Here is a 25,009-nt window from a genome sequence, read left to right as displayed (position 1 = left end):
GTTTAATATATAGTAGAGGAGGCGAAGAAATGAACCCTCAGTTCAAGAAAGGCGTACTCAATTTATGTGTGCTCGCGCTCGTCGAGACGCATGACCGATACGGGTATGAGCTCGTGCAAGCCATCTCGGCAAAAGTCGCCATCTCGGAAGGGGCCGTCTATCCGCTCCTGCGGCGACTCACCTCGGACGGGTACTTCACAACGTACTTAAAGGAGTCGGCAGAAGGACCACCGCGAAAGTATTACACGATCACAGAGCAGGGGAAAGCTCATTTGGCAGAACTACGTGCGGAATGGGAAGCGTTCACGACCGGTGTCAACGAATTGATTGAAGGGGGAACGGACAAATGACAGAAGAACAATATTTATTGGAACTCGAACGGTTACTGATGGGAATGAGCGTCATCGAGCGGGTCGACATTTTACGGGATGTGTCGGAATACTTTGCGAGTGGACGAATCGACGGGAAGACAGATGCGGCGATGATTGAGGAACTCGGGGCGCCAAGCGCGCTCGCGAGCGAGTTGCTTGGTTCGGTCGATCCATCGCCTGACGTACGAAAAGAACCGGCCGTTGTCAAAAGCCAGAACGTGGCGTTTCGCAACGTCTCGATTAACGTCCTGCAAGCACACGTCCAAGTCGTGCCGTCTCATGACGGCTTTGCCTACGCCACGCTCGAGACGGAACGGGACCACGGGGTGACGATGGAGATCGTTGGGGACACCCTGGAGATTCGAATCGAATCAGAGCGCCGGTTCGGTCTGTCGAACTTGTTCGCCTGGGCAGTGACAAAGGCACCGGTGTTACACGTCGAGCTACCACGCCATGCGTATGAGCAAGTCGTCTTGAAAAATCGTCTCGGCTCCTGTGACGTGCGCAATCTCGAGGCCGCATCGGTCGAAGTTGAGAGTGAGAACGGGAGCATCACGGGCCATACTGTTAGCGCCAAGCGAGGCTCGTTCCGCTCTTCGAACGGGAAAGTCAGTCTCACGTCGATGACAGGGCAGGACCTTGACGCGCAATCGTCGAACGGACGCGTGGAAGTGCTTGGCTCGACTGTGGATCGTCTCGAGGTTCAGTCGTCGAACGGCCGTCTCGATATCCATGACGTGACAGGGGCAGTCGAGGCGAAGACATCGAACGGACGAATCGACTGTGTCATCGATGTGCTCGAGTATCCGGTCCGTCTGAAAACGAACAACGGACGCATCGATGTGCGTTTGAAGCGAGATCCGCGTGACGCCGTCATCCGGGCCAAGACGAGAAACGGCAAAGTCGAACTGTTCGGGGATCGGGCGAACGAGCGGACGTTCGGGGACGGGACGGTCGAACTCAAACTGACGAGCTCCAACGGGAGCATCACCGTCGAATAAGTATGAAAAAGACTCGCGCGTGAGCTATTCACGCGCGAGTCTTTTTGTTTACAGATCGTGGACGAGCAAGTAGGCGACACGGACTGGTCCGTGCACCCCGACAATCAAATTCATCTCGATATCGGCCGAGTTCGATGGACCTGAGATGAAGTTGACTCCGTTCGGCGAGTTGAGCTCACCGGAGCGGTCGAGGTCGGCCAATTGTTTGGCCGCCTGCGTCATCCGCGGGACAAGTACCGATTTCGGGATGATGGCGATATGGTCGCGCGGCAATAGGCTGATTGTACGTGACTTGCCGGGTGCTGCGTATTGAACGATGGTTGCACTCTCGGAGAGGGCCTGGTCGGCAATCGTGATGCCGATATCGGCTTTTATGGCGAGGGCACGGCTGTCTTCCGGGCGCTCCACATCCCACCAGTCAAACGATTCGCTCGTGTTTGGGGCCCACGCCTGAATCCGGTCGTCATGTTCAGCGATGATGGCCTTCCCTTCATACCGATCAATTAACAGACGGAGCGTATCATCGAGGTTGGCCGACTCGCATTCGACGACGTCGGTGTGGATGCGTGTCGCGACCATCCGGAACGTTTCGAGCAGTTCCTCGTCGGACGCATCTTTCAACACCTCGTCTTGCGGTCGGTGCTTATACACTCGTTTCGGCGGCGTCAAATCGACGTCACGTCCGAGTTGCCCTGCGATTCGTTTTAGAAAATCCTCGCGATTGGTGATTGTGCCTGGATTCATTCTGCATTCCCCCGTTTCTTGAACCAATCCCGCACCGTCTGCTTGGCGGGTTGTGGTAAGTCTTTCGAATCCGTCCACGCCGGTAACCCTTTGTCGATTTGTCCCGCTTTCGTGAACGGGGACGATGCGAACGGCGCGATGTGTTCGGCCGCTTCAAATAAGAACGGACTCGAGGATGTGACGGCGAAGCCTTTCATGGCGATGCGCTCGACGAACGGTGATTGTCTCTTCTCCTCGACGATGACCCGACGATGCTCAATCAACAGCTCGTGAAGCGGGATTTTGACCGGACAGGCTTCCGTACAGGCACCGCATAGGCTCGAGGCGTATGGCAATTCTTTATAATTCTCGTATCCGTCGAGGAGCGGGGCGAGTACGGCACCGATCGGGCCCGGATAAATTGAGCCGTAGGCGTGACCACCGATATGGCGGTAGACTGGGCAGACATTAATACAGGCCGCACAGCGGATGCATTGGAGCACAGATTGGAACTGTGTGCCGAGGATACCAGAGCGTTTGTTGTCGACGATGACGAGATGGAACTCCTCTGGTCCGTCGACTTCGCCGTGACCGCGCGTGCCAGCGAACGTCGTGATGTACGAGGTGAGTCGTTGACCGACGGCGCTCCGACATAGCATATTGACGAGCACCTCGAACTCCTCATACGACGGTACGATCCGCTCCATCCCCATGACCGAGATGACGGTGTCCGGAAGCGACGTCACCATGCGGCCGTTGCCTTCGTTCGTGACGAGACCGACGGCACCGCTCTCGGCGATGGCGAAGTTACAGCCGGTGATGCCGACCTCCGCTTTCAAAAAGTCTTTCCGGAGCTCTCGACGGGCGTACCGGCCGAGTTCGGTCGGGTCGTTCGTCCCTTCGTAGCCGTGCGCCGTAAACGTCTCATGGACGGCGTTCCGGTCTTTATGGAGGGCCGGGGCGACGATATGCGATGGCGGGTCGTTGTCGAGCTGCAGAATCCATTCCCCGAGATCGGACTCGACGACCGTGCATCCTTCCTCGTGGAGCGCCTCGTTCAGCCCGATTTCCTCGGTCACCATTGATTTTGATTTGACGACATGCTTGGCGTTCTTGGCGCGGACGACTTCCCGGATGTACCGGTTCGCTTCTTCCGGCGTCTCGGCGAAGAAGACGTTGCCGCCTCGTTTGGAAATATTCTCGCTCAGTTGATATAAGTAATAGTCGAGATGCTCGAGCACGTGTTGGCGAATCTCTTCCGAGTGGTCCCGAAACGCTTCCCAATCCCCAAGCTCACCTGCCGCGTTCAATCTTCCGTCGCGCAGACGGTTCTGTGCCGAACTGACGGCTTGACGCATGAACGGGTTATCAATCCCGTCCTTGCGTCGCTCCTGAAACTTCTCATCTAACCGAATCCCCATGCTCATGCTTGTTTCACCCCTTCGTTCAACACTTCCGCGATATGCATCACTTTGATCGGATGGCCCTGTTTATGGAGGCGTCCCCCGATGTTCATCAGACACGAGGCGTCCGCCCCGATGAGCACCTCGGCCCCGGAGTTCAAGATGGATTCGACCTTCTCATCGACCATCTGCACCGAGACGTCCGGCATCTTGACGGAGAACGTTCCCCCGAAGCCGCAACAGTTGTGGACGTTCTCGAGTGGGAGCATCGTCAAGCCGTCGACATTTTTAAGCAGCTGACCCGGTGCCGCCTCGATGCCGAGCAAGCGCGTCATATGGCACGAGGCGTGGTACGTCGCCTTGGCCGGGAACTTGGCCCCGACGTCCGTCACTTCGAGCACGTCGACGATGAACTGCGTCAACTCGAACGTCTTCGCCGCATGGGCCTCGGCCCGCATCTTCCAGGCGAGGTCGTCTTTGAACAAGTGCGGATAGTCGCGCATCATCATGACACAAGAGCCGGACGGGCCGACGATATAATCGGCATCAGCCTTCTCGAACGTCTCGATCATATGCTTCGCAATCTTCTTCGTCTCTTCATGGTAGCCGCTGTTATAGGCGGGCTGCCCGCAACACGTCTGCTCAAACGGGAAACTGACGTCACAACCTAGATGTTCTAATAGTTCGACCGTCGCTTGTCCTACCGATGGGAACAACGTATCAGAGAGACAAGTGACGAACAGTGCCACTTTAGGCATGTCCATTCCTTCTTTCCGGTTCATAGTTTAATTCGTAAACGGTTTCACGGTTATTATTCCATAATAAATAGACACAAAACAGAAAAATGGAACGAATCTCTCAAATAAATGTCAAATCCTTACTAATTGAGAACTAAATGATAATGAATCGAGATTCAGGATAGAACTGATATACGACAGTGTTCCCGTGCTCGATAACAGAAAAACCCCCGTCGGTCGACGAGGGCACGAATCTAACTTATAAGAAGAACATTTCCAAAATGAACAGTGCGCCGAACAAGTAGATGAGCGGGTGGACCGTCTCTTTGTTCATCGCTTTGAAGATTGGGTACAGGATGAATCCGAAGGCAATCCCGCGTTCGATACTGCCCGAGAGCGGCATGATGAGAATCGTCATGAACGCCGGGAAGTATTCGCTGAAGTCCGTCCAATCGATATAGCGGACGTTCGTCAACATGAGTGCTCCGACGATGATGAGCGCCGGCGCCGTGATGGCGGCTACACCAGAGATGGCACCAATGAGCGGGCTGAAGAACAACGTCAGTCCGAACAAACCGGCTACGACCGCTGTCGTGAGACCGGTCCGTCCGCCTTGAGCGACACCGGCAGCTGACTCAATGTAGGCCGTCGACGGGCTCGTCCCGACGAGCGAGCCACCCATTGTCGCGAGCGAGTCGGCGAACAAGGCGCGGTGACCGTTCTCAATCGTCCCATCCTCTTTCAACAGGTTGGCCTGTTTTCCGACTCCGACGAGTGTTCCCGTCGTATCGAATAACGTGACGAGGAAGAATGACAAGACGGCACCGAACAAGCCGTATTGGATGACGTCTGAGAACGCCGTGACCGGGTTGACCATCAGTCCTTCCGGCAATGTCGGCATCGCCGTCACGCCTTCAATCTTCAAGAGACCCATGAAAAAGGCGGCAATTCCGGTAAGTACCATCCCGATGAGGAGTGAGCCCGGCACGTTCCGCGAGAACAAGAGCGCCGAGACGATCAAACCACCGAGGACGAGCAAGACACTCGGTGATGACAAGTCCCCGAGACGGACAAGGTTCGCCTCATCCGCAACGATGAGACCTGACAACTTCAATCCGAGCGAGGCGATGAACAACCCGATACCGGTCGTGATGGCATGCTTGAGCGACGCCGGAATGGCTTGAATCAGTTTCGTCCGAATCGGTGACAGCGACAAAATCAAGAAGAAGACCGATGAGACGAAGACGACGCCGAGCGCGGCTGACGGAGCAATTTGTTGCTGAGCGACGAGCGTATACGCGAAGAATGCGTTCAGTCCCATCCCTGGTGCGACAGCAATCGGGAGATTGGCATAGAATGCCATGAGTCCAGTACCGATCAAGATGGCGATGATGGTCGCCGTGAACGCCTGTGCGAACGGGATACCGGCGTCTGACAGAATCGCCGGGTTGACGACGGAGATGTATGCCATCGTCACGAACGTTGTGATGCCGGCCATCACTTCTTGTTTAACGTTCGTTCCATGTTGTTTCAATTGAAAAAAATTCATGAATAAAACTCCCTATCATTAGTAATCTCCGAACAATAATGTTCGTCAATCTTCGAATTAACGTTATCAACTTGATGACTATACAAAATGAGCAGGCTGTCGTCAATGATTTTGAGTGAAAATACCTAAATTATTCTCATGTAAGCGCTGAATGTTCGGAAATAGACAAAATAAAAATAGTACTTGCTCTGAAACGCGTTTCAGACTGTACGGTTAAGTCAAAGGAGGGAAAGAACATGAATCCGACAACTTGGAAGACATGGTGTAGTGGGATCGTCTACGAACTCGTCATCAATCAGTTGTATACGCCGCTCGGAAGAATGTTGTGCGCCCGTTTCCAAGACGAGTTTCTTCATCTACCCGTCGAAGAACGGTTTCGTCTCGTCCAAGCGATCCGGAAACAAGTGATTGCGAAAGGTGACAGTCAGGAGGCAGAGTGGGTACACTATATGCAAAGACTGACAAATTGAGGTGAGACAGGATGGCGAACATTCGAGATATCGCAAAATATGCGGACGTATCCGTGACGACGGTGTCGCGCGTGCTCAATGAGCACCCATACGTGTCGAAAGAGAAGCGTGAACGGGTGCGACGGGCGATGGCCGAGCTCGGCTATTTACGGAATCAGCAGGCGCTGACGTTATCGACCGGTCGCACACAGCGTTTCGTCGTCGTGTTGCCGTATTTAGATCATCCGTATTATGGACTGTTCGTCAACGGGCTCGCGAAAGCTGCCCTCCAAAGAGATTACCGACTCGTCATGTGGCAGACAGAATATCAACTCGACCAAGAGCGGCAAGCGCTTGATTTATTGAAGCACCGTGAAGTCGATGGGGCGATTTTGTTATCCCATACGATGTCATTCGATGAGATGGAAACGTATCGACAGTTTGGTCCGATCACGGTCGCGACCGTCGGGGCGCCGCAGACGATTTCTTCGGTCCACGTCGATCATTACACCGCGTTCGTCGCCGGTTTGCGCGTGTTGATGCAAGCCGGATATAACGAGATCGGCATCGTGTTGTCACGACAAGACAGTCCAAGCTCAATCGCGCGTCAGCAGGCGTACTTCGATGAAGTCGAACTTGCGCGTGAGCGATGGGTCTGGACCGGCTACTTGACGAGTGAGGACGGAATCGGACTGGCCGATGCGTTTCTGCGTCAACAAGAGCGTCCTCGAGCGCTCTTTTTCTCGTCCGATTATGTGGCGCTCGGTTTTTTAGGGGAATTACGCCGTCGCGGTGTCAGCATCCCCGATGAAGTCGCCATCCTGGGCTTCGATGGTCATCCGATCGGTCAGGCATTCGGTCTGTCGACGATGCACTCGCCAAATGAAGACATCGGCCGGACGCTGTTCGACGTGACGTTTGATGAAATGAACGGTGCAGCTTCGGTCACAAACAGTTTAACGGTCACGTATTTGCCGGGGACGACACTCTAGGCAACTTCCTCGCTCGTCTTTTCTGAAACGATTAGAATGGAAACAGAAGTCGAGAGGAGGATGACAGATGAAGATTAACGTGACAGAAGAAGCACTCCAATTTTTTAAAGATGAGATGGAGGTCGAGGCTGGCCAGACGGTGCGTTTATTCGCTAAATATGGGGGTTCGACCGATTTGACGCACGGTTTCTCAGTGGGGGTCATCACAGAAGATGTCGACAACGCGGCGGTCGAAACGGAAGCGGACGGGATTCGCTTCGTCGTGGCTGAACAGGATGAATGGTTGTTCCAAGGACAAGACGTCAACGTCGAGATTCGAGGCGACGAGGTCGTATTCGTTCAAGCGTGACATCACAGTTTGTTAACAGAAAGAATACATCCGTTTGAAGCCATCCAGCTCGGGGAAGAGTCTACGACATGACAAAACCGAAAGGATGAGACAGATGTCAGAACAAGATAAAAAGCGTGAACAAGAAGAACAAGAGAAGTTGAAACGAGACCAACCGGATATTTCGCACGAAGAAGATTCAAAAGGGGATCATTCGGACCTCGAAAAGACGGACGAAGACGAACAAGCGTAAAGAGCCCCTAGTGGCTCTTTTTGTTTGGGAATTGAAAGAATGAGTATAGACGTTATAATGGATAAGGGAAAACTATCATAGTGAGGAGAATGTATGATGAGTACAGTACTAGTCTTTGGACATAAAAATCCAGACACAGATACGATTTGCTCGGCGCTCGCTTACGCGGAGCTCAAGAAAAAGTTAGGGATGGACGCCGAGGCGATCCGCCTCGGTGAAGTGAACGGGGAGACGCAATATGCGCTCGACCACTTCCGCGTCAAAGCACCACGCCTCGTGGAACGCGTCTCGGACGAAGTGAACTCGGTCATCTTGGTCGACCATAACGAGTTCCAACAAAGCGCGGAAGACATCGAGGACGTACGCATCCTCGAAGTCGTCGATCACCACCGTATCGCCAACTTCCAAACAGCAGATGCCCTCTACTATCGGGCGGAGCCTGTCGGATGCACGGCGACGATTTTGCTCAAACTCTATAAAGAGCACGGTGTCGAAATCGCGCCTGACATGGCAGGATTGATGCTATCGGCGATCATCTCGGACTCGCTCTTGTTCAAGTCACCGACATGCACGGACGAGGACATCAAAGCGGCAAAAGAACTCGCAGCTATCTCTGGTACAGATATCGAGACATACGGTCTCGAGATGTTGAAAGCCGGAGCGGACCTTAGCCAAAAGACGATCCCAGAACTCATCTCGCTCGACGCGAAAGAGTTTGCGATGGGCGACTACCGCATCGAGATTGCTCAAGTGAACACGGTCGACGCGAACGATGTATTGAGCCGTAAAGCTGAAGTCGAAGCGGCAATGGCCGTGAAGATATTAGACAAAGAACTCGATTTGTTTGTCTTCGCCATCACGAACATCTTGACGAACGATTCAGAAGCACTCGTTGTCGGTAAGAAGACTGACCTATTCGAGCAGGCGTTCAACGTCAAATTGGTCGATGGCCTTGCGACACTCCCTGGTGTCGTCTCACGTAAAAAACAAATTGTGCCTGTGTTGACTGCTGCAGCCACAAACTAAGAAATGCATGGACGTCCTGTCGATCGACTGGGCGTTCATTTTTTGTTTTATAACGAACAAGGCTCGAAGCGTCTGCTTCGAGCCTTGTTCGCATATATATTGTCAGGATTTCGTAATCACGAACAGCATGAACCGGCGTCCCTCTAGTTGGATTGTCTTCCATATGTTCCGATGCGCCATAACTTCTCGAACGGACCATATCGATGCGATTTGAGCCACCACATCGAGAAGAACGCTTGGGCAATCAAAATTGCGATGCTTAAGAACAATCCTTCCGTCAACGACAGACGACCGTAGTAGCCGAGGGCGATGACCGGCAGGACGACGACGAGCGTGTGCGTCAAATAGTTCGTCAGCGCCATACGGCCGAGCGCCTGCAGTGGACGGAATGCGCGCCCGTTACGGACGGCAATCGTAAAGAGACAGACGTACGTCGTCGCGAGCAGTTTCCCAGAGACGAGGACAGCCGCAGAGTTCGTCGCCGAATATTCGGCACCGCTACCGTAGTGATGCCAAATAATGACTGCGAAGAACGGAAGGGCCGCTATCGTACAGATGATGGCCGTCCGTGTCAATCCTCGGATGCTCCACGTGAGGAGTTTCCGTTCCCGTCCGATATAAAGTCCGAACAAGAACAGGCTTAGAATTTCAACCCCGACAAAAAATGAGTTTTGGAACATGTCAAAAATCTCTTCGTCTAAGCGATAGTCGAACCATGGGCCGAATCCAGAATTAAAGATTGCCGGGAAAGGATCACCACTAAACCTAAATCCGAGCGATAATTCTAAGTACATGGATGAGACATAGAAGAGTAAAAAGCTCCCAATCAACAAACTCCATGCCCATGTCAAAATCGCCCGGTTGCTTAATCCATAAAACAGTGGGAGCAACAAGCCCCACATCGCGTACGTATGTAAGATGTCACCCGACCAAATGGCCAGGTGAACGAGTCCGAATAGAAACAAAATCACGATACGGCGGATATAACGGGCGACCGAGTCCCCGCGCGCATATGAGCGCTCGAGAAAAATCGAGAAGCCGATTCCGAACAAGAGCGAGAAAATCGTGTAAAACTTCGTCTGGACGAACAAATCGAATAGCGTCCGAACGAGTAAATCGCTCCCCGCATAGTCGGCGCGACCGGAAATCCAGTCGCTTCCGAGCATTGTGGGGATGTTGACGAGAAAGATGCCGCATAGGGCAAACCCTCGAATGATGTCATATAGAACGATACGTTCGTTTACTTGAATCGGGCCAGCCATACGCCACTTCCTCTACACGGATTAGAATACTTTTGTCGTCCACGATTCGCAGTTCCAGACGTCGGTGACGATGTCTTGATAGAACTCTGGTTCGTGACTGATGAGTAGGATACTGCCTTTATATTCTTTCAACGCACGTTTCAACTCTTCCTTCGCGTCGACATCCAAGTGGTTCGTCGGCTCATCGAGGAGGAGCAAGTTCGATTCGTTGTTTTGGAGCTTACAGAGACGGACCTTCGCCTTCTCTCCACCACTGAGGACCGCGATTTTACTCTCGATATGCTTCGTCATGAGACCGCATTTCGCGAGCATGGCACGGACTTGTTGCTGGTTGAGTGATGGGAACTCGCTCCAAATCTCTTCGATACATGTGTTGTTGCTGACGGCCGCTTCTTGTTCGAAGTACCCAATCTCCAAGAACTCACCGCGTTCGACGGTTCCTTCAAGCGGGTTGATCATGCCAAGAAGGCTCTTCAACAGCGTTGTTTTCCCGATCCCGTTCGCACCGACGAGGGCAATCTTCTGACCGCGCTCCATTTGGAGGTCGAGTGGTCGTGAGAGCGGCTCATCATAACCGATGACGAGATTTTTGGCGTCAAAGATGAGACGACCTGACGTGCGTGCCTGCAAGAACCGGAACTCTGGTTTTGGACGTTCCGCACTCAGTTCGATGACGTCCATCTTATCGAGTTTTTTCTGGCGCGACATCGCCATGTTCCGTGTCGACACACGTGCCTTGTTGCGGGCGACGAAGTCTTTCAAGTCGGCGATTTCTGCCTGCTGGCGTTTATAAGCCGATTCAAGCTGCGAGCGTTTCATCTCGTACACTTCCATGAACTTGTCGTAGTCCCCGACATAGCGTGACAAGTCTTGGTTCTCCATATGGTAAACCAAGTTGATGACGCTGTTTAAGAACGGGATATCGTGCGAAATCAAGATGAAGGCGTTGTCGTAGTTCTGGAGATAACGCTTCAACCACTCGATGTGGGCCTCGTCCAAATAGTTGGTCGGCTCATCGAGGAGAAGGATGTCCGGCTTCTCGAGAAGCAATTTCGCGAGCAATACTTTCGTCCGCTGACCACCTGAGAGGTCCGTGACGTCACGGTCGAGTCCGACATCTAAAATACCGAGACCGCGTGCAACTTCTTCGACTTTCGCGTCGATGATATAGAAGTCGTTCGAATCGAGCATTTCCTGCAGTTCGCCGACTTCGGCGAGCATGTCGTCCATCTGTTCAGGTGTCGCATCGCCCATTTCCATATAGAGCTCACCGATTCGTGTTTCGGTGTCAATCAAGTATTGGAACGCGCTCTTTAACACGTCCCGAATCGTCATCCCACGTTCGAGGACAGCGTGCTGGTCAAGGTAACCGACACGGACGTTTTTCGCCCATTCGATTTTGCCTTCGTCCGGCTGGAGCTTACGCGTGATGATGTTCATGAACGTAGATTTTCCTTCACCGTTCGCTCCGATGAGGCCGATGTGTTCGCCTTTCAATAGACGGAAAGACACGTCATTTAAAATGGCGCGATCACCGAAACCGTGGCTCAAGTTTTGTACTGTTAATATACTCATATTTCTTATTCGTTCCCTTCAAAGTTGACTATCCGATATTGTAGCATGGATTCAAAAAAATTAGTACGCCAGTCCGACCGATTGGCGGATGAAGAGTTGGTCTTCAACGGCGTTCAGCATGAATTGGGCGACATCGGCCCGTGAAATCTGTTTGCCGTTGTCGGGAATGCTGTCGACGGATGTGCGATACGCTGACGTCCGAGGACCGTCCGTCAGTTGCATCGGCCGCACGATCGTGTAATCGAACGACGAGTTGCGCCATAAATCGACCGCGGCCCGGTGATCACGGAGCGGTTTCCGAAGCATGAACGTGACGACCGTGCCGGCGATACCTGGAATCTCTTTGTCGATTCCGGCCGAGGCGAGATAGACGACCCGACTGATGGCGTTTGCTTTCAGTGCCGGGACGAGCGCATCGGTGACGCGGGCCAAGAAGTCGGGATCGCTCAAGTCGGTTCCGAGACAGCTGATGACAGCATCATGACCAGCGAGTGCGTTCGTCAGTGCGGCGCTGTCTGTGACGTCGCCTTCGATGATTTCAAGTTGCGGTGTCCGGATGAGTTTTTTCTGTTCCCGCACGAAGGCGGTCACATGGTGGCCGTGCTCGATGGCCTGGTCGACAAACTGATGACCGGTCCGGCCTGTGGCCCCTAATACGAATAGCTTCATAATGGACGTAGCTCCTCTCGTTTTTCCAGTATCTTTAGTATACAGCAGTTTCAGAAAAATCGAACTTTTAGCCGTCTTTTCCAAAACGGGTTGCAATTTATAAAATATCGTCTAGAATAAGTCCTATCTTATATAAATAAAAGATTCGCACTCGTATATCCGTGAGAATATGGCTCACAAGTCTCTACCGAACCACCGTAAATGGTTCGACTACGGGTGACGCTTGTCGTGTGCATTCGTTTTGTTTCCATGCGGTTCGTCGTCCCCGGGTTGGGGTGACGAATCGCATTTTTTTATTGGAGGGAAAACAATGAAGCAGTTAGAAGACAAAATCAGAGATGAAGGACAAGCGTTGTCCGAACACGTATTGAAAGTCGATGCCTTCTTGAACCATCAAGTCGATCCTGTCTTAATGCAAGCCATCGGACGCGAGTTCGCAGACCGGTTCCGTGACGAGGGAATTGACCGCATCGTCACATTGGAATCGAGTGGAATCGCTCCGGCCATGATGACGGCGCTTGAGATGAACATCCCGTTCGTTTTCGCACGTAAACGTAAATCACTTACACTCCAAGACGATCTCGTTGAAGCGGACGTCTATTCGTTCACGAAACAAGAGACGAACCGCATCAGTTTGAGCCGACGCTTCGTCCAACCCGGGGAGCGCGTGCTCGTCATCGATGACTTCCTTGCCAACGGGGAAGCCGCTCTCGGTTTGACGCAGCTCGTCGAATCCGCCGGGGCGGTCGTCGCCGGTGTCGGCATCGTCATCGAGAAGTCGTTCCAACCGGGACGGGACAAGTTGCTCGAACGAGGCTATCAAGTCGAGTCACTCGCCCGGATCGCAAAGCTTGAAGCGGGTGAGATTTCCTTCGTGGAGGTGGTCCGATGAATACGTTTAAGACAGCCAGCCTTGGTTTCCAACACTTACTCGCCATGTACACGGGCGCGGCCATTGTCCCGCTCATCGTCGGTGGCGCCATCGGACTCGGTCCGACGGAACTCGCGTATCTCGTCGCAATCGATTTGTTCATGTGTGGTGTCGCGACGCTGTTACAAGTATGGACGACTCGTTTTACCGGCGTTGGTCTGCCGGTCGTGCTCGGTTGTACGTTCACCGCGGTCGGTCCGATGATTGCCATCGGTAGTTCGAGCGGAATCACCGCCATCTATGGGGCGCTCATCGCGAGCGGGATCATCGTCATCTTAATTTCAGGTTTTGTCGGAAAACTGGCCCGCTTCTTCCCGCCGGTCGTGCTCGGCTCAGTCGTGACGATTATCGGTCTCTCGCTCATCCCGGTCGCCATCAATGACATCGGCGGCGGGATGCCGGGTGAGCCTGGCTTCGCTTCGATGCAAAACTTGGCGCTCGGTGGCTTGACCATCGGCTTGATTCTCGTCTTGAACCGAATCGGTACCGTGTTCACACGGGCGGCCGCCGTCTTGTTTGCGGTCTTGATCGGCACAGGGGTCGCCGCATTCCTCGGTCTCGTCGATTTCAGCCCGGTCCGTGAGGCTGGTTGGTTCCAAATGGTACAACCGTTCTACTTCGGGATGCCGACGTTTGATGTCTCGGCCATCCTCGTCATGACGCTCGTGGCCATCATCTCGATGATTGAATCGACGGGTGTCTTCTTGGCACTGAGCGATATCACGAAAAAACCGATTGGCTCGAACGAGCTGACGAAAGGATATCGGGCCGAGGGTGTGGCAACGATTCTCGGAGGGATTTTCAACAGCTTCCCGTACACGACGTTCAGTCAAAACGTTGGACTCGTCCAATTGTCAGGCGTCAAATCGCGTCGCGTCATCTTCTGGACGAGCGGTCTGTTGATTTTACTGGGCTTCTTGCCGAAAGTCGCGACGTTCACGACATTGATTCCGAAACCAGTTCTCGGTGGGGCGATGCTCGTCATGTTCGGCACGGTCGCCGCGTCCGGGATTCGGATTTTGAGCCAAGTTGATTTTGCGAAAAATGAGAACTTGATTACAATCGCCTTGTCGATCGGTGTCGGGCTTGGCATCACGGCCAACCCGGCCATCGTCGCAAATATGCCGGAAGCGGTGCAGTTGTTCACGGACAGTGCCATCGTCGCCGGATCGTTCACTGCCTTGTTATTGAACGGGTTCTTCCGACTCGTCGACCGGTTCCGTCCGGCCGAGGTCGTTGCCGATAACCGGCAAGTCAGCTAGACTGAAAGGAACTACGTAACTAGGGGGGAACAAGCATGGGGAAAACTGCACTTGTCGTTGGCGCCACCGGATTGATCGGACGCGAACTCGTCGAACAGTTGCTCGAACAAGAACGGTATGATCAAGTCTGGATAATCGTCCGCCGCTCGAAACGATGGAGTCATCCGAAACTGCATGAAGTCGTCGGATTCGAAGAGATGGACGAGGCGTTGCCGCACATCGATGACGTCTACTGCGCACTTGGGACGACGATTGCCGTCGCTGGTTCACGTCAGGCGTTCAAACATGTCGATCTCGACTTGCCGCTTGAAGTGGCACGCGTCGCGAAACGACACGGGGCGACACGTTACGCCGTCGTCTCGGCGCAAGGCGCGTCACTTCGGTCACCTTTCTTCTACAACCGCGTGAAAGGGGAGCTCGAGAACGGGCTCAAAGTGTTCGGCTTCGAGCACTTGATTATCGCCCGTCCGTCGCTCTTGCTCGGGGATCGGGAGGAGTTCCGTCTCGGCGAGAAAGCAGCCGAGGTCTTCAGCCGTCCGCTCCAACCGTTCTTGCTCGATAAACTCCCAGACGCCGCACCGATTCAAGCGCTTCATGTGGCGCGTGCCTTGATTATGGCCGCCGAAGAAGGACAAGGCATCGAAGTATTGACGTCTGGTATGATGCAGAGGATGAGCCAATGAAGCGACTGACGAAAAAACGGACGAAAGCCGTATTGATTGATAGCGTCATCGCTGGATTGGTCAGTTACGGCGTCGAACAGCTCGTCCGTAAAAAAGTGAAGAGCGAGTTCGTCCATACCGTCATCACGCCGACGCTCGTCGCCTATGCGCTCGAGGCGTGTCAGATGCGTCGCGGCGGACAGACGCTCGGCTATAAACTGATGGGTCTTGAGTTGAAAAACGACGACGGGACACCTGTCACAGCCGAGCAGGCGTTCAAACGAGCACTGCACCGCGATACGATTTCGATTGCTGCCTACGTCAAGGACCGTGCGCACTTCGAGGCCGAAGATGGTGCCGTCTTGCCGCACGATGCAGCGTTCCATATGCACGTAACCGAAAAAAACTGACCTCGCGCGAGGTCAGTTTTTTTTAGTCGTGGATGCGGCTAAGGATGGCCGTCGTCAAGGCGACGATTGTTCCGAGGACGAGTCCGTTCGAGAACACGGTCGCCAAGAGTGGCGGCAAATCGTTCATTGCTCCAGGCGGGAGCAACATCGCGCCGGCTCCGATGACGAGCGGGAGCCCGACAGTGAGTGACGCCGTCTTTTGATTCAATTCGAACGCTGCCTCGTTAATTCCGATGATAATCATCGTCGCGATGAGCGGGGTGACGATGGCGTATCCGACGGCGGCCGGGATGCTCGCGATGAGCGAGACGAACGGACCGATGAGGGCGAGCAACATCATCACAGCATGGGCCACGAGATGTGGTGAGCGATGAACGCTCTCCGTCGAGGATAAGAAACCAGCCGTTCCAGAGATGGCGACCGGTCCCGGTGTCCCAAACATGCCCGCCACCATTTGACTGATCCCACTGACGACACCAGATGCCGGGACGTTGCCTTCGATTTGACGCTTCTCACGCGAGCTGACGATGCGTTCAATCAATTTGATATTGGCAAGGACGTTCGTCATGAGAAGGAGCGTGATGACAAACGCAGTCGGAAGCAAGTTCCAATCCCACACCCACGTTCCGAACGGGAACAGTTCAGGAACAAGGAAGAATGACTCGGAACGGACGATCGGGTTGCCTAGTCCGAGCAAGTTGAACAACCAAAATCCGGCGATGAGCGTCATGACGAGTCCATACTGTTTGAACCGGCTACGCTCGAGCGTGAGCGCGAACAACACGAGACCGGCCGTCGCGACGGCTTGAACGATGTTAATGCCGTCCTCGGTCACGCCAAAGCCGCCTTTGATGACGGCACCCGACAGTTGCAGGACGAGCAGAATCATATAGACCCCGAGCACTTGTGGGGTGAACAACGACAGCATCCGTCGCAACAGACCGGTGACGGTCATGACCACACCGAGCACACCACTCAAGAACAACATGAAACCGAGCGCTTGGAGCGTCTCTTGTCCGCTACCATAAAGTGCTGGACCGATGGAGGCATAGAGTGTGAACACGCCCCACCAAATCCCGGCCGGTCCTTCTAAGATTGGCAGTCGGTGGCCGAGAAGCGTCTGGATGATGCTGAAGAGTGCAAAGACGAACAGCGAACGTGAGATGAATGTCATCGTGTCGGCTGGCGACAGTTCGAATAAGGCAGCGATGGAGAGCGGTGGTACAATGTTTGTAGCTAAAATAAAAATAAACCACTGAATCGTCGTGGTTACAGAACTTTTGGTCATGATGTCCCCCTGGTATTTCCCTTTTTTCTTATTAGTGTACCGTGACGGGGAAGTGGATGCAAATGGAGGTATATAATGAAGAAAAAACTGAAGTGGATTGGCCTTGGCCTATTAGGGGTCATATTGGTCGCCATCATCGGCTTCCTCGTGTGGACGCAACTGACGTACGGACCGACGGAAGAAGCGCTCGATTACGCGGCGGAGGCGACGGAAGTGGACAATCGTCTCGAGTTCGGTGACTCGTCGAGCGAGGTCGGTTTCATTCTGTATCCGGGAGCGAAAGTCGAGAAAGAGGCGTACGCCTATTATGGAGCAAGGTTAGCGGAAGAAGGAATCTTCGTCGCCATCCCATCGTTGCGCTTAAATCTCGGGATAGCCGATATCGATGCCGCAGATGCCATCATCGCCGCCCATCCAGACATCGAGCGTTGGGTCGTCGGGGGGCATTCACTCGGCGGTTCGGCCGCGTCCGGTTACGCGCTCGAACACGAGGAAAAAGTCGAGGGCGTCATCTTCCTCGCGTCGTACCCAATCAGTACGATGGCGGATAGCAATCTGCGTGTCTTGTCCGTCTCTGGGGAAATCGACGGTCTGGCCACACCGGCTGATATCGAAGCGAGCCGTGACAACGTCCCGAATGACGCCGTCTTCCATCAGATTAAGGACGGCAATCACGCCAACTTTGGGATGTACGGACCGCAGGATGGGGATAACGACAGCCCGCTCAGCGCCAAAGAGCAACAAGACGAGACGATCGACCAAATCATCGATTGGTTATGAAAACAGCGTGCCCGACGTGGGCACGCTGTTTTAACGTTGGTCGAGCTTATAACTGACGGTGGTTAACAATGCCGTCAAGAGTGCTACGGCTCCCCCGACGAGGGCGAGCGTCATGACGGGTGCGTTCGCATAGACGAGCCCGCCGAGCGCTGAGCCCATACCGATGCCGACGTTGCTCGCGACCGGCATGAGCGATGAAGCCAGGCCTTTGGCGTCCGGATTGAACTTCTCGGCCAAGTCGATCAAATAGATTTGCGTCGATGTCGTCAGTAGAATCGCCATGAACGACATGAACGCGATATTGATCAGGCCGAGCGTCACGTTCGACGTAGTCACATACAACGCCGCCAAGACGAGCGCTTGAATGAGGAAGACGTATCTGAGCCGACCAATCGGATTGTGACTGGCGATTTTACCGGCCGCCATATTGCTGAAGATGGAGATGAACCCGTAGGCAAACAGAATTGGGCTAATCCAAGAGACCGGGACGCCGAGTACACCTTTCAAAATCGGAACGAGATACGTATAGACGACGTACGTCGCGCCGAAGCCGAACGCCGGGATGAAGAATGCGATTAAAATCCGCGGGTTCGTCAAGAGGCGCAATTGATCGGCAATCGACGTCTTGACGCTCGTCAACTGACTCGGGACGACGCGGTAGACGGCGAGAAATGCGACGACACCTAAAGCGGTCGTCAACAAGAACGTCGTTTCCCATCCGGCACGTTGCCCGATGAACGTACCGAGCGGGACGCCGAATACGTTCGCCATCGTAAAGCCACCGAAAATGAACGAGACGGCAATCCCGCGCTTCCCGGTCGGTACCGATTCACTGGCGACGAGCATGGCGAGCGAGATGAGCACGCCCGTCACGACGGCGGTCATCATCCGGAGCACGAGCAAGATCCCGTACGTCGGAGCGAGACTGCTGAATAGGTTGAAGACGATGAACAGAGCGGTGAGCACGAGCATCAGTTTTCGTTTCGGTAAATGGCTCGTCAATGACATCGTCAGTGGCGTGCCGATGGCGAACGTGATGGCGAACGCCGAGACGAGTGTCCCCGCCGTGGCGATGGAGATGGATAAGCCGTCAGCGATATCAGGCAAAATGCCGACAATGACAAATTCACTCGTCCCGAGCACGAACGTGAGCAGGGCAAGTGATAAAATAAGCGTCCAGTCGGTCCGACTGAGCGTTGAAGAAGTCGTCAAAAGAAATCACTACTTTCAAAAAAGAATGGTCGTTAGACATCAGTCGTTTCCAACCATACCGAATTTTCGTCAAAAGCAAAACCCTTTTCTCTCACATTGTGAAAGAAAAGGGTCTGATTAGCGCCAGAATGCCGTCGCTTCGACACCGGCATGGTCGGAAACGATCGGACCGTTCTCGCCGTCAAAGACGACGGCATGGCGTGAGACGTGAATCGGGGCGTTCGTCAGCATCAAGTCGATGCGAAGCGCCCGCTTGTTCTCGTCCCAGCCGGCAATCTTGCCTTGGACGGTCGCATCACCTTCACGCTCGGTCGCCAAATGGAACAAGTCTTGGAGGCCGTGCTCGATCAAGTAGTCGTACCCTTCGCCACGGATGAACGCGTCGTTATTGAAGTCACCGAGCAACAAAGCGCGGTCGTCGTCCTCGACGCGGCGCAACAGTTCATCGAGCTGATGGCGCACCGGTTCATCGGCGTCATGCCACCAACCGAGGTGACAGGAGTAAATCGCCGTCGGCGCGTCCATGCCGTCCACGACCGCCTTGACGATTTTCCGAGACTTGTAATCGTTCGGATCGGTCGTCTGCGAGACGAAGAACGATTCGGTCGATACGAACGGAATGCGCGACAAAATCGCGACGCCTTCCTCGTAGATGTCATAGCCGTAATGGGCGAAGTCCCACGTCATGTAGTAATCGACGCCTTGCTCTTTCAAACGCTCGACGAGCACATAGGCGAAGTTGTTCTCTCGAATCAAGCCGTCGATGAGCGGGGCTTCTTTATGTTGATTCACTTCTTGGAGTGCGATGATGTCATATTCCTCGCTCGCGATCCGTTCGACGATCGAGTCGATTTTCTCTTGTTGACGGTCCTCTAACCAGGCGTGACAGTTCAGCGTTAAAATATTCACGATAGTCCTCCTTTAGAAAAAACAGGCCAACTCGTACGAGCTGGCCTGTTGATTATGCACCGATGACGTCTTGAATATCAGACTTCAATACGTCGGCTTTCGGGCCGTAGATTGCTTGGACACCGCGGTCTTTCAAGATGAGACCCATGGCGCCGTTCTTTTTCCATTCGCTCTCTTCTGAAACGAGCGACATGTCTTTGACTGTGACACGCAGACGCGTCATGCAGGCATCGACGTCCTCGATGTTCTCTTCCCCACCGAGTAGAGCGATAATCCCCATGACCTGCTCGTTGCCGGTCACGTTCGATTTCTCAGTTGTTTCTTCCATGTAGTTCCCGTTGCGACCAGGCGTCGGAAGGTTCATCTTCTTGATGAAGAAGTTGAATACACCGAAGTTCAAGAAGAAGAAGGCCGCCGACACGAGGAAGAAGTTAATCAAGTCTTGGAGCAATCCTGCTTTCACAATCATCGGGATCCGTGTGAGCAATTCAATCGCACCGAACGCGTGGACACGGAGGTCGATGACATCCGCCAAAGCGAAGGCGGCACCGGCCATGAGTGCATAGACGACGTAAAGGACTGGAGCGACGAACATGAACATGAATTCGATTGGTTCTGTGACACCCGTCAAGAAGACGGCGAGACCAGCCGACAAGAACATCGGCTTGTATTGTGCTTTCTTGTCTTCGTCAACGTTGCGGTACATCGCGTAAGCAGCACCGATCAAGGCAGCGAACGACAAGATGACTTGACCGACTTTGAAGCGGGCCGGTACGACGTCTGCGAGCAAGGCGTTGTAAGCGGCTGTATCACCAGCGGCACGCAGGTTAACGAGGTCCGTTACCCAAGCCAACCAGAGCGGATCTTGACCTGCAACGACCGAACCGGCTGTCGCACCTGTCAAAATCGTATACGTGCCACCAAGTTCCGTGTAGTTCATCGGCACAGTGAGCATGTGGTGAAGTCCGAACGGCAAGAGGAGACGTTCGAGCGCACCATAGATGAACGGCGCGAGGACTGGTGCCGTGTTGCGTGACGTCGCAATCCATTCACCGAAGCTGTTGAGCGCACCTTGAATCGTCGGCCAAATGATTGACAAGGCAATCGCGGCAACGACCGAACCGAGGATGACGACGAATGGGACGAAGCGCTTCCCGTTGAAGAACGAGAGGGCGTTCGGCAATTTGTTGAAGTTGTAGAACTTGTTATAAAGGGCACCACCGAGGAAACCGGCGATAATCCCGACGAACACGCCCATGTTAAGAGCTGGTGAACCGAGTACTGATGTGAAGTAGTCAGCGACGACGAGGTCAGCTCCGAAGAGTGACTGGACTGTCGCTTCCGGGTCTTGGAGCATCGTTCCGTTGACGGCGAAGATGGCACCTGTGACACGGTTAATCAAGATGAAGGCAATCAGTGCAGCGAAAGCACCGCCGGCTTTATCTTTCGCCCACGAGCCACCGATGGCGACCGCGAACAAGATATGTAAGTTGACGATGATTCCCCAACCGAGATCTTCAATGATGCGAGCGGTCGTGAGCAAGATGCTGACGTCTCCGGCTGACATGCCAATCAATTTACCGATCGAGATCATGAGACCTGCGGCTGGCATGACGGCGATGACGACCATTAAGGCCTTACCGAGTTTCTGCCAAAAGTCGAACGAGATGAGTTGTTTCATGCTATACGCTTCCTTCCTATACGGAACTTTTTATCTGTCTATGGCGACTGTCAATGCAATCGCTTGCATAGATGATTGTAATCGATTGCATAACTTTGTGCAACCGTTTTCCTAATTTTCATGGATTTTCATAATCGAAACCGATTCGACTCGTTTCGCCCATAGCTTGTCAGTCGAAACGAATCTCGCTACAATACTAGAGGTTGAAAGGGGCGAGAACGATGGGATGGAGACAGACGACATCGGCATTATCAAAAGAAGAGCAGGCGGCCTTGCTTGAGGAGTTGTTGCAGTCGGGCCTGTTATTAGAAGAAGATCGATTACTGTATAGCATGTTGATGCCAGACCGTGTCAAACGGATGCAGGAAGTGTTGGCGTTACGGACGAACCATATCACGATTTTGACGGAAGGGGTCGATGATCCGCACAATCAGTCGGCCGTGCTCCGCTCGGCGGACGCGTTCGGTGTGCAGACGTTGCACGTCGTCGAAGGTCGGGCCAAGTTCAAACCGAACTCGATTATCGCCAAGAGTGCGGATCGTTGGGTCGACGTGGTCGAACACCCTTCCATTGAGGACGCGATTGACCGATTGAAGGCGGACGGATATCAAATTCTCGCCACGGCACTTAGTGAAGAGGCGGTTCCGCTTGAGGACATCGACGTGTCGAAACCGACGGTGCTGTTGTTCGGGAACGAGCATCACGGCGTATCGGAACGAGCGCTCGCCAAGGCGGACGGCAATTATTTGATTCCGATGCAAGGATACGTCCAAAGCTTGAACATTTCGGTCGCTGCCGCCATCTCGTTATACGATGTGACGACGCGGGCGCGTCATGTCGTGACGGACGGCTATGGGCTGAAGGTGGAAGACAAGCAGCGCATCTTAAAAAATTGGATGGTGAAGAGCCTTCCGAAGCGGTCGCTCGGCGTCTATAAGCAAAAAGGTTTGACCGCTTTTGCGCGCGAGACAGGAAAAACGGAGTAAACGGCGAAAGGTACAGGCGTACGAACTACTTGTCCATATTTCGAAAGGGGATGGAAAGATGAGTACGACCAGTTCATTTATCGTGAAAGATGTGACGACGAATTTCAAAGACTATGAAGAGGAATTCTTTAACCTGTATCGGACGTTATACGGGGACATCGATCAACTGCGTTTTAAAGAACGGCTGTATCGCCATGCGAACCCGCTCGTGTTGCTCGCGTTTTCGGACGAGCGTCTCGTCGGATTCAAAATCGGTTATGAGGCCGAGCCGTATCGCTTCTATAGCTGGGCCGGCGGCGTTCACCCTGAGTTTCAAAAGCATGGCATCGGTCGCAAGCTGATGGACACGCAACTCGAGTGGGTGAAGGCACAAGGGTTCCATTCGATTCGAACGAAAGCGCGCAACACGAACAAAGGGGTCATCATCTTGAACCTGTTGTGTGGCTACGACATCATGGGGGCGTATACCGAGGAGAACGAGCCGCGCATCATGATGGAAAAACAATTGAACTGACCGATGAGCCGTGGCACATGCCACGGTTTTTTCGTGTCGATGAAACCAAATGGCACCTCGTCCGTATTATAGAAAAAAGGGGGCAACATCATGGTCTATACGTTTGCGTTCGGGGAAGAAGTATACATCGATTCGACCGGGATGGGCGATTCGTTGTTCGAAGGGATGTTCAGCATCTTTCCGATTGTGGTTATTAGTATTATCGCGTTGATTGTGTTTGCCGTGATGGCAGGCATCCGCAATCAAGTGAAGACGAACAGTCTGTTGAAAGATATGCAGCAGTTCGCGTCAGACTTGGCCGACCATCCGAGTGACGAGTCGGCGAACCGGCTCGCCGACTATTTGCGGGACGTCACGTCGTTCCCGGTCGAACGGACACAGATGGAGCCGTTCCGGGTCGCACTCGGCAGCTATCAGTTGGTGATGGAGTCACCGCACGTGCACGAGGAGACGAAGGAGCGGATTGACCGCCAATACAAGCGGCTCGGCATCTTGGACGGGGAGAAGTTCGCCGATGAGCCGGCACCGCGACGCCGTTCGAGCTCGCATCACCACGACCATCACGATCACCATATGTAAAACGCGTCGGGAACGTTCCCGACGCATTTTTCTTACATATAGCGGCTTGCATCAAAGTCGATTTCGGTCCGATGGTTGGCCGCCTCGATGGCGCTGGCGATCCGGTTGGCCCGTTTCTCGACGTCTTGGGCTTTCAACCGATACAGCTCAGGGTCATAGAGCGCATGTTTGATGACGGCCGTCCCTTCCACATACCCGGTTCGGAACTCGCGCTTCGGGCGTTCGGCCAAATCTTGATACATCCGAGCTTGAGCGCGTAATTGAATGGCGAACTCCATCGCTTCGACGAGCGGGAGCGGTCCATCATTCGTCTCGACGACGGTACGTAGGTTTGCTTCACAGACGAGACGGTCCAGACGACGCAAGTCAGTTCGAATCGACTCGAGCTCGACTTCGATATCCTCGAGCGACCGGGACTGAATCGTCGGGAGCGGTTCATCTTTCTCGAGTTCGATGAACGCGACGCGTTCGACTTCTTCGAGCAACTTATCAATCTGCTTCAGCAGCAGTTGTTTCAGTTTAATGGCGTCTGCCAAATACATAGGGATTCCTCCTTCTGCTTTTTCTAACCGTACCATAATGTGACTCCTAAAAAAGGAAGGCGTTACTTTTTTGAGACGAGGCGATATGATGAAAGAAAGAGAGGAGGGCGACCGATGGATAAATGGAAAACCCAATGGATCATTGCCGTCGTCTTGCTCGTATTCGGTACTGTGACGTTCCTTTATCAGTGGATTGACTTGCGTCCGAGTGAGATTCGAGATTATATCGTTCAATTCGGTTGGCTCGCCCCGCTCGTATATATTTTATTGTTCACCGTTCGTCCGTTGATTTTATTTCCGACGTCCGTCTTGTCCGTCGCCGGTGGGTTGGCATTCGGGACGTTGCCCGGTGTCGTCTATACGATCATCGGGGCCACGCTCAGTGCGCTCGTCGCCTACTATATCGCGATTCGCTTTGGTGACCGCTTTCTCCATCATTTCGAGACGAGCAGCTACGAGAAGGTGCAGCATAAGATTGAAGAGGACGGGTTCTTCTATGTGTTGATTTTACGCTTGATTCCGCTCGTCAACTTTGACTTGGTCAGTTACGCCTCAGGGCTCGCGAAAGTGCGCCTCCCAGGTTATATCTTCGCGACCACGGTCGGGATGATTCCAGGAGCGTTCGCCAACAACTTCCTCGGCAGCAGTATCGCGAGTGGAGACTTTAAGATGATCATCCTCGCCCTCGTCGTCTTAGTCGTCCTGACGCTCGTTGCAACCGTGTTCCGCGAACCGATTAAACGACAAATTAATCGCTATAAAAAGAAGTAGGCGCTCAACGGGAGCGCTGGGCTAACCTAAATTTTTGAGACAATATAAAAACACCTTCGCAGTGGTACACTTTAAAAAAGTGCTAGCATCGGAGGTGTTTTTGCGTGGGCAAAAACGTATATTCAAGTGAAGTGAAATGGGCAG

The 25,009-nt window shown here is 53.5% G+C and carries 28 protein-coding genes and 1 riboswitch; of the genes, 16 read left to right on the top strand and 12 right to left on the bottom strand.

All coding sequences use genetic code 11. From position 1 onward, the window contains the following. The first annotated feature begins 29 nt into the window (after nucleotides 1-29). On the top strand, nucleotides 30-350 hold the full coding sequence (locus KNP80_RS08240; protein ID WP_021068067.1) for a PadR family transcriptional regulator: 321 nt from the start codon (nucleotides 30-32) through the stop codon (nucleotides 348-350). After that, complete coding sequence (locus KNP80_RS08235; protein ID WP_214834462.1) at nucleotides 347-1,372, top strand: DUF4097 family beta strand repeat-containing protein; 1,026 nt, start codon at nucleotides 347-349, stop codon at nucleotides 1,370-1,372. The genes KNP80_RS08240 and KNP80_RS08235 overlap by 4 nt, the downstream gene beginning before the upstream one ends. A 48-nt stretch (nucleotides 1,373-1,420) precedes the next feature. Here KNP80_RS08235 and KNP80_RS08230 read toward each other — a convergent pair whose 3' ends face one another. The 4 genes from KNP80_RS08230 to KNP80_RS08215 all read right to left on the bottom strand — a co-directional run bounded on the left by KNP80_RS08230 (nucleotide 1,421) and on the right by KNP80_RS08215 (nucleotide 5,784). Continuing rightward, nucleotides 1,421-2,116 (bottom strand): LutC/YkgG family protein, encoded by a 696-nt coding sequence (locus KNP80_RS08230; RefSeq protein ID WP_214832922.1) that lies wholly within the window; start codon nucleotides 2,114-2,116, stop codon nucleotides 1,421-1,423. Further along, nucleotides 2,113-3,516, bottom strand: coding sequence for a LutB/LldF family L-lactate oxidation iron-sulfur protein (locus tag KNP80_RS08225; RefSeq protein ID WP_380082842.1), 1,404 nt, complete (start codon nucleotides 3,514-3,516; stop codon nucleotides 2,113-2,115). The genes KNP80_RS08230 and KNP80_RS08225 overlap by 4 nt, the downstream gene beginning before the upstream one ends. Before the next feature lie 2 nt (nucleotides 3,517-3,518). Continuing rightward, nucleotides 3,519-4,256, bottom strand: a complete 738-nt coding sequence (locus KNP80_RS08220) for a (Fe-S)-binding protein (RefSeq protein ID WP_214715103.1) — start codon at nucleotides 4,254-4,256, stop codon at nucleotides 3,519-3,521. A gap of 238 nt (nucleotides 4,257-4,494) precedes the next feature. Next, nucleotides 4,495-5,784, bottom strand: a complete 1,290-nt coding sequence (locus tag KNP80_RS08215) for an NCS2 family permease (protein ID WP_214715101.1) — start codon at nucleotides 5,782-5,784, stop codon at nucleotides 4,495-4,497. A 236-nt stretch (nucleotides 5,785-6,020) separates the two neighbouring features. On the opposite strand from KNP80_RS08215, the gene KNP80_RS08210 reads away from it, so the two are divergent. The 5 genes from KNP80_RS08210 (at nucleotide 6,021) to KNP80_RS08190 (ending at nucleotide 8,832) form a co-directional block, all read left to right on the top strand. After that, nucleotides 6,021-6,254: a hypothetical protein gene (locus KNP80_RS08210; protein ID WP_214715099.1), complete on the top strand. Its 234-nt coding sequence runs from the start codon at nucleotides 6,021-6,023 to the stop codon at nucleotides 6,252-6,254. Between the two features lie 11 nt (nucleotides 6,255-6,265). Continuing rightward, nucleotides 6,266-7,225, top strand: a complete 960-nt coding sequence (locus tag KNP80_RS08205) for a LacI family DNA-binding transcriptional regulator (RefSeq protein ID WP_214715097.1) — start codon at nucleotides 6,266-6,268, stop codon at nucleotides 7,223-7,225. 67 nt (nucleotides 7,226-7,292) lie between these two features. Beyond that, the gene (locus KNP80_RS08200) at nucleotides 7,293-7,574 is read left to right on the top strand and encodes a HesB/YadR/YfhF family protein (RefSeq protein ID WP_214718512.1); all 282 of its coding nucleotides are present in this window, start codon (nucleotides 7,293-7,295) and stop codon (nucleotides 7,572-7,574) included. 85 nt (nucleotides 7,575-7,659) lie between these two features. Then, a complete protein-coding gene (locus KNP80_RS08195; protein ID WP_214834460.1) occupies nucleotides 7,660-7,806 on the top strand; it encodes a hypothetical protein in 147 nt (48 codons plus the stop codon). 96 nt (nucleotides 7,807-7,902) lie between these two features. Next, a complete protein-coding gene (locus tag KNP80_RS08190; protein ID WP_214718511.1) occupies nucleotides 7,903-8,832 on the top strand; it encodes a manganese-dependent inorganic pyrophosphatase in 930 nt (309 codons plus the stop codon). A 143-nt stretch (nucleotides 8,833-8,975) separates the two neighbouring features. Here KNP80_RS08190 and KNP80_RS08185 read toward each other — a convergent pair whose 3' ends face one another. Genes KNP80_RS08185 through KNP80_RS08175 form a run of 3 tightly spaced genes read right to left on the bottom strand, consistent with a single transcriptional unit; the run spans nucleotide 8,976 to nucleotide 12,338 of the window. Continuing rightward, complete coding sequence (locus tag KNP80_RS08185; protein WP_214832918.1) at nucleotides 8,976-10,094, bottom strand: DUF418 domain-containing protein; 1,119 nt, start codon at nucleotides 10,092-10,094, stop codon at nucleotides 8,976-8,978. Between the two features lie 21 nt (nucleotides 10,095-10,115). After that, complete coding sequence (locus tag KNP80_RS08180; protein WP_021068083.1) at nucleotides 10,116-11,669, bottom strand: ABC-F family ATP-binding cassette domain-containing protein; 1,554 nt, start codon at nucleotides 11,667-11,669, stop codon at nucleotides 10,116-10,118. Between the two features lie 60 nt (nucleotides 11,670-11,729). After that, the gene (locus KNP80_RS08175) at nucleotides 11,730-12,338 is read right to left on the bottom strand and encodes an NAD(P)-dependent oxidoreductase (protein ID WP_214718507.1); all 609 of its coding nucleotides are present in this window, start codon (nucleotides 12,336-12,338) and stop codon (nucleotides 11,730-11,732) included. 131 nt (nucleotides 12,339-12,469) lie between these two features. Next, a riboswitch (purine riboswitch) is annotated at nucleotides 12,470-12,571 on the top strand. Between the two features lie 77 nt (nucleotides 12,572-12,648). Here KNP80_RS08175 and KNP80_RS08170 point away from each other — a divergent pair. Genes KNP80_RS08170 through KNP80_RS08155 form a run of 4 tightly spaced genes read left to right on the top strand, consistent with a single transcriptional unit; the run spans nucleotide 12,649 to nucleotide 15,603 of the window. Beyond that, a complete protein-coding gene (locus KNP80_RS08170; protein WP_214832916.1) occupies nucleotides 12,649-13,230 on the top strand; it encodes a xanthine phosphoribosyltransferase in 582 nt (193 codons plus the stop codon). Continuing rightward, a complete protein-coding gene (locus KNP80_RS08165; RefSeq protein ID WP_214715076.1) occupies nucleotides 13,227-14,531 on the top strand; it encodes a nucleobase:cation symporter-2 family protein in 1,305 nt (434 codons plus the stop codon). Before KNP80_RS08170 ends, KNP80_RS08165 begins: the two co-directional genes overlap by 4 nt. Nucleotides 14,532-14,566: 35 nt before the next feature. Beyond that, entirely contained in the window at nucleotides 14,567-15,214 is a 648-nt protein-coding gene (locus KNP80_RS08160; protein ID WP_214715074.1) for an NAD(P)H-binding protein, read from the top strand. Then, nucleotides 15,211-15,603: an RDD family protein gene (locus tag KNP80_RS08155; RefSeq protein WP_214753532.1), complete on the top strand. Its 393-nt coding sequence runs from the start codon at nucleotides 15,211-15,213 to the stop codon at nucleotides 15,601-15,603. The genes KNP80_RS08160 and KNP80_RS08155 overlap by 4 nt, the downstream gene beginning before the upstream one ends. A 22-nt stretch (nucleotides 15,604-15,625) precedes the next feature. Here KNP80_RS08155 and KNP80_RS08150 read toward each other — a convergent pair whose 3' ends face one another. Next, nucleotides 15,626-16,891: a purine/pyrimidine permease gene (locus KNP80_RS08150; protein WP_214832914.1), complete on the bottom strand. Its 1,266-nt coding sequence runs from the start codon at nucleotides 16,889-16,891 to the stop codon at nucleotides 15,626-15,628. A gap of 75 nt (nucleotides 16,892-16,966) precedes the next feature. Between KNP80_RS08150 and KNP80_RS08145 the strand changes: the two genes are divergently transcribed. Then, nucleotides 16,967-17,671 (top strand): alpha/beta hydrolase, encoded by a 705-nt coding sequence (locus KNP80_RS08145; RefSeq protein WP_214832912.1) that lies wholly within the window; start codon nucleotides 16,967-16,969, stop codon nucleotides 17,669-17,671. A gap of 30 nt (nucleotides 17,672-17,701) precedes the next feature. On the opposite strand, the gene KNP80_RS08140 is transcribed toward KNP80_RS08145, so the two are convergent. From KNP80_RS08140 to KNP80_RS08130, 3 genes are all read right to left on the bottom strand, one after another. After that, nucleotides 17,702-18,883, bottom strand: a complete 1,182-nt coding sequence (locus KNP80_RS08140; protein WP_214832910.1) for an MFS transporter — start codon at nucleotides 18,881-18,883, stop codon at nucleotides 17,702-17,704. A gap of 117 nt (nucleotides 18,884-19,000) precedes the next feature. Further along, nucleotides 19,001-19,792 (bottom strand): endonuclease/exonuclease/phosphatase family protein, encoded by a 792-nt coding sequence (locus KNP80_RS08135; RefSeq protein ID WP_214832908.1) that lies wholly within the window; start codon nucleotides 19,790-19,792, stop codon nucleotides 19,001-19,003. Nucleotides 19,793-19,844: 52 nt separating this feature from the next. Next, entirely contained in the window at nucleotides 19,845-21,473 is a 1,629-nt protein-coding gene (locus KNP80_RS08130) for a PTS transporter subunit IIBC (protein ID WP_214715063.1), read from the bottom strand. 221 nt (nucleotides 21,474-21,694) lie between these two features. Here KNP80_RS08130 and KNP80_RS08125 point away from each other — a divergent pair, with 221 nt between their 5' ends. From KNP80_RS08125 to KNP80_RS08115, 3 genes are all read left to right on the top strand, one after another. After that, nucleotides 21,695-22,459 (top strand): TrmH family RNA methyltransferase, encoded by a 765-nt coding sequence (locus KNP80_RS08125; RefSeq protein WP_214832905.1) that lies wholly within the window; start codon nucleotides 21,695-21,697, stop codon nucleotides 22,457-22,459. Between the two features lie 58 nt (nucleotides 22,460-22,517). Then, nucleotides 22,518-22,973 carry a GNAT family N-acetyltransferase gene (locus tag KNP80_RS08120; protein WP_251128949.1) on the top strand — a complete coding sequence of 152 codons (456 nt, stop codon included), beginning with the start codon at nucleotides 22,518-22,520 and terminating at the stop codon, nucleotides 22,971-22,973. A 90-nt stretch (nucleotides 22,974-23,063) separates the two neighbouring features. Then, a complete protein-coding gene (locus KNP80_RS08115; RefSeq protein ID WP_214718480.1) occupies nucleotides 23,064-23,552 on the top strand; it encodes a hypothetical protein in 489 nt (162 codons plus the stop codon). Nucleotides 23,553-23,584: 32 nt separating this feature from the next. On the opposite strand, the gene KNP80_RS08110 is transcribed toward KNP80_RS08115, so the two are convergent. Next, nucleotides 23,585-24,130 (bottom strand): hypothetical protein, encoded by a 546-nt coding sequence (locus tag KNP80_RS08110; protein WP_251132360.1) that lies wholly within the window; start codon nucleotides 24,128-24,130, stop codon nucleotides 23,585-23,587. Between the two features lie 78 nt (nucleotides 24,131-24,208). Between KNP80_RS08110 and KNP80_RS08105 the strand changes: the two genes are divergently transcribed. Further along, nucleotides 24,209-24,865: a TVP38/TMEM64 family protein gene (locus KNP80_RS08105; RefSeq protein WP_214715056.1), complete on the top strand. Its 657-nt coding sequence runs from the start codon at nucleotides 24,209-24,211 to the stop codon at nucleotides 24,863-24,865. Nucleotides 24,866-25,009 lie beyond the last annotated feature (144 nt).

The sequence above is a fragment of the Exiguobacterium sp. E4787 genome (assembly GCF_018618375.1).
GTDB lineage: Bacteria > Bacillota > Bacilli > Exiguobacteriales > Exiguobacteriaceae > Exiguobacterium > Exiguobacterium chiriqhucha.
Note: the sequence above shows the minus strand (reverse complement) of the source record. Positions and strands in the feature narration are given on the sequence as shown.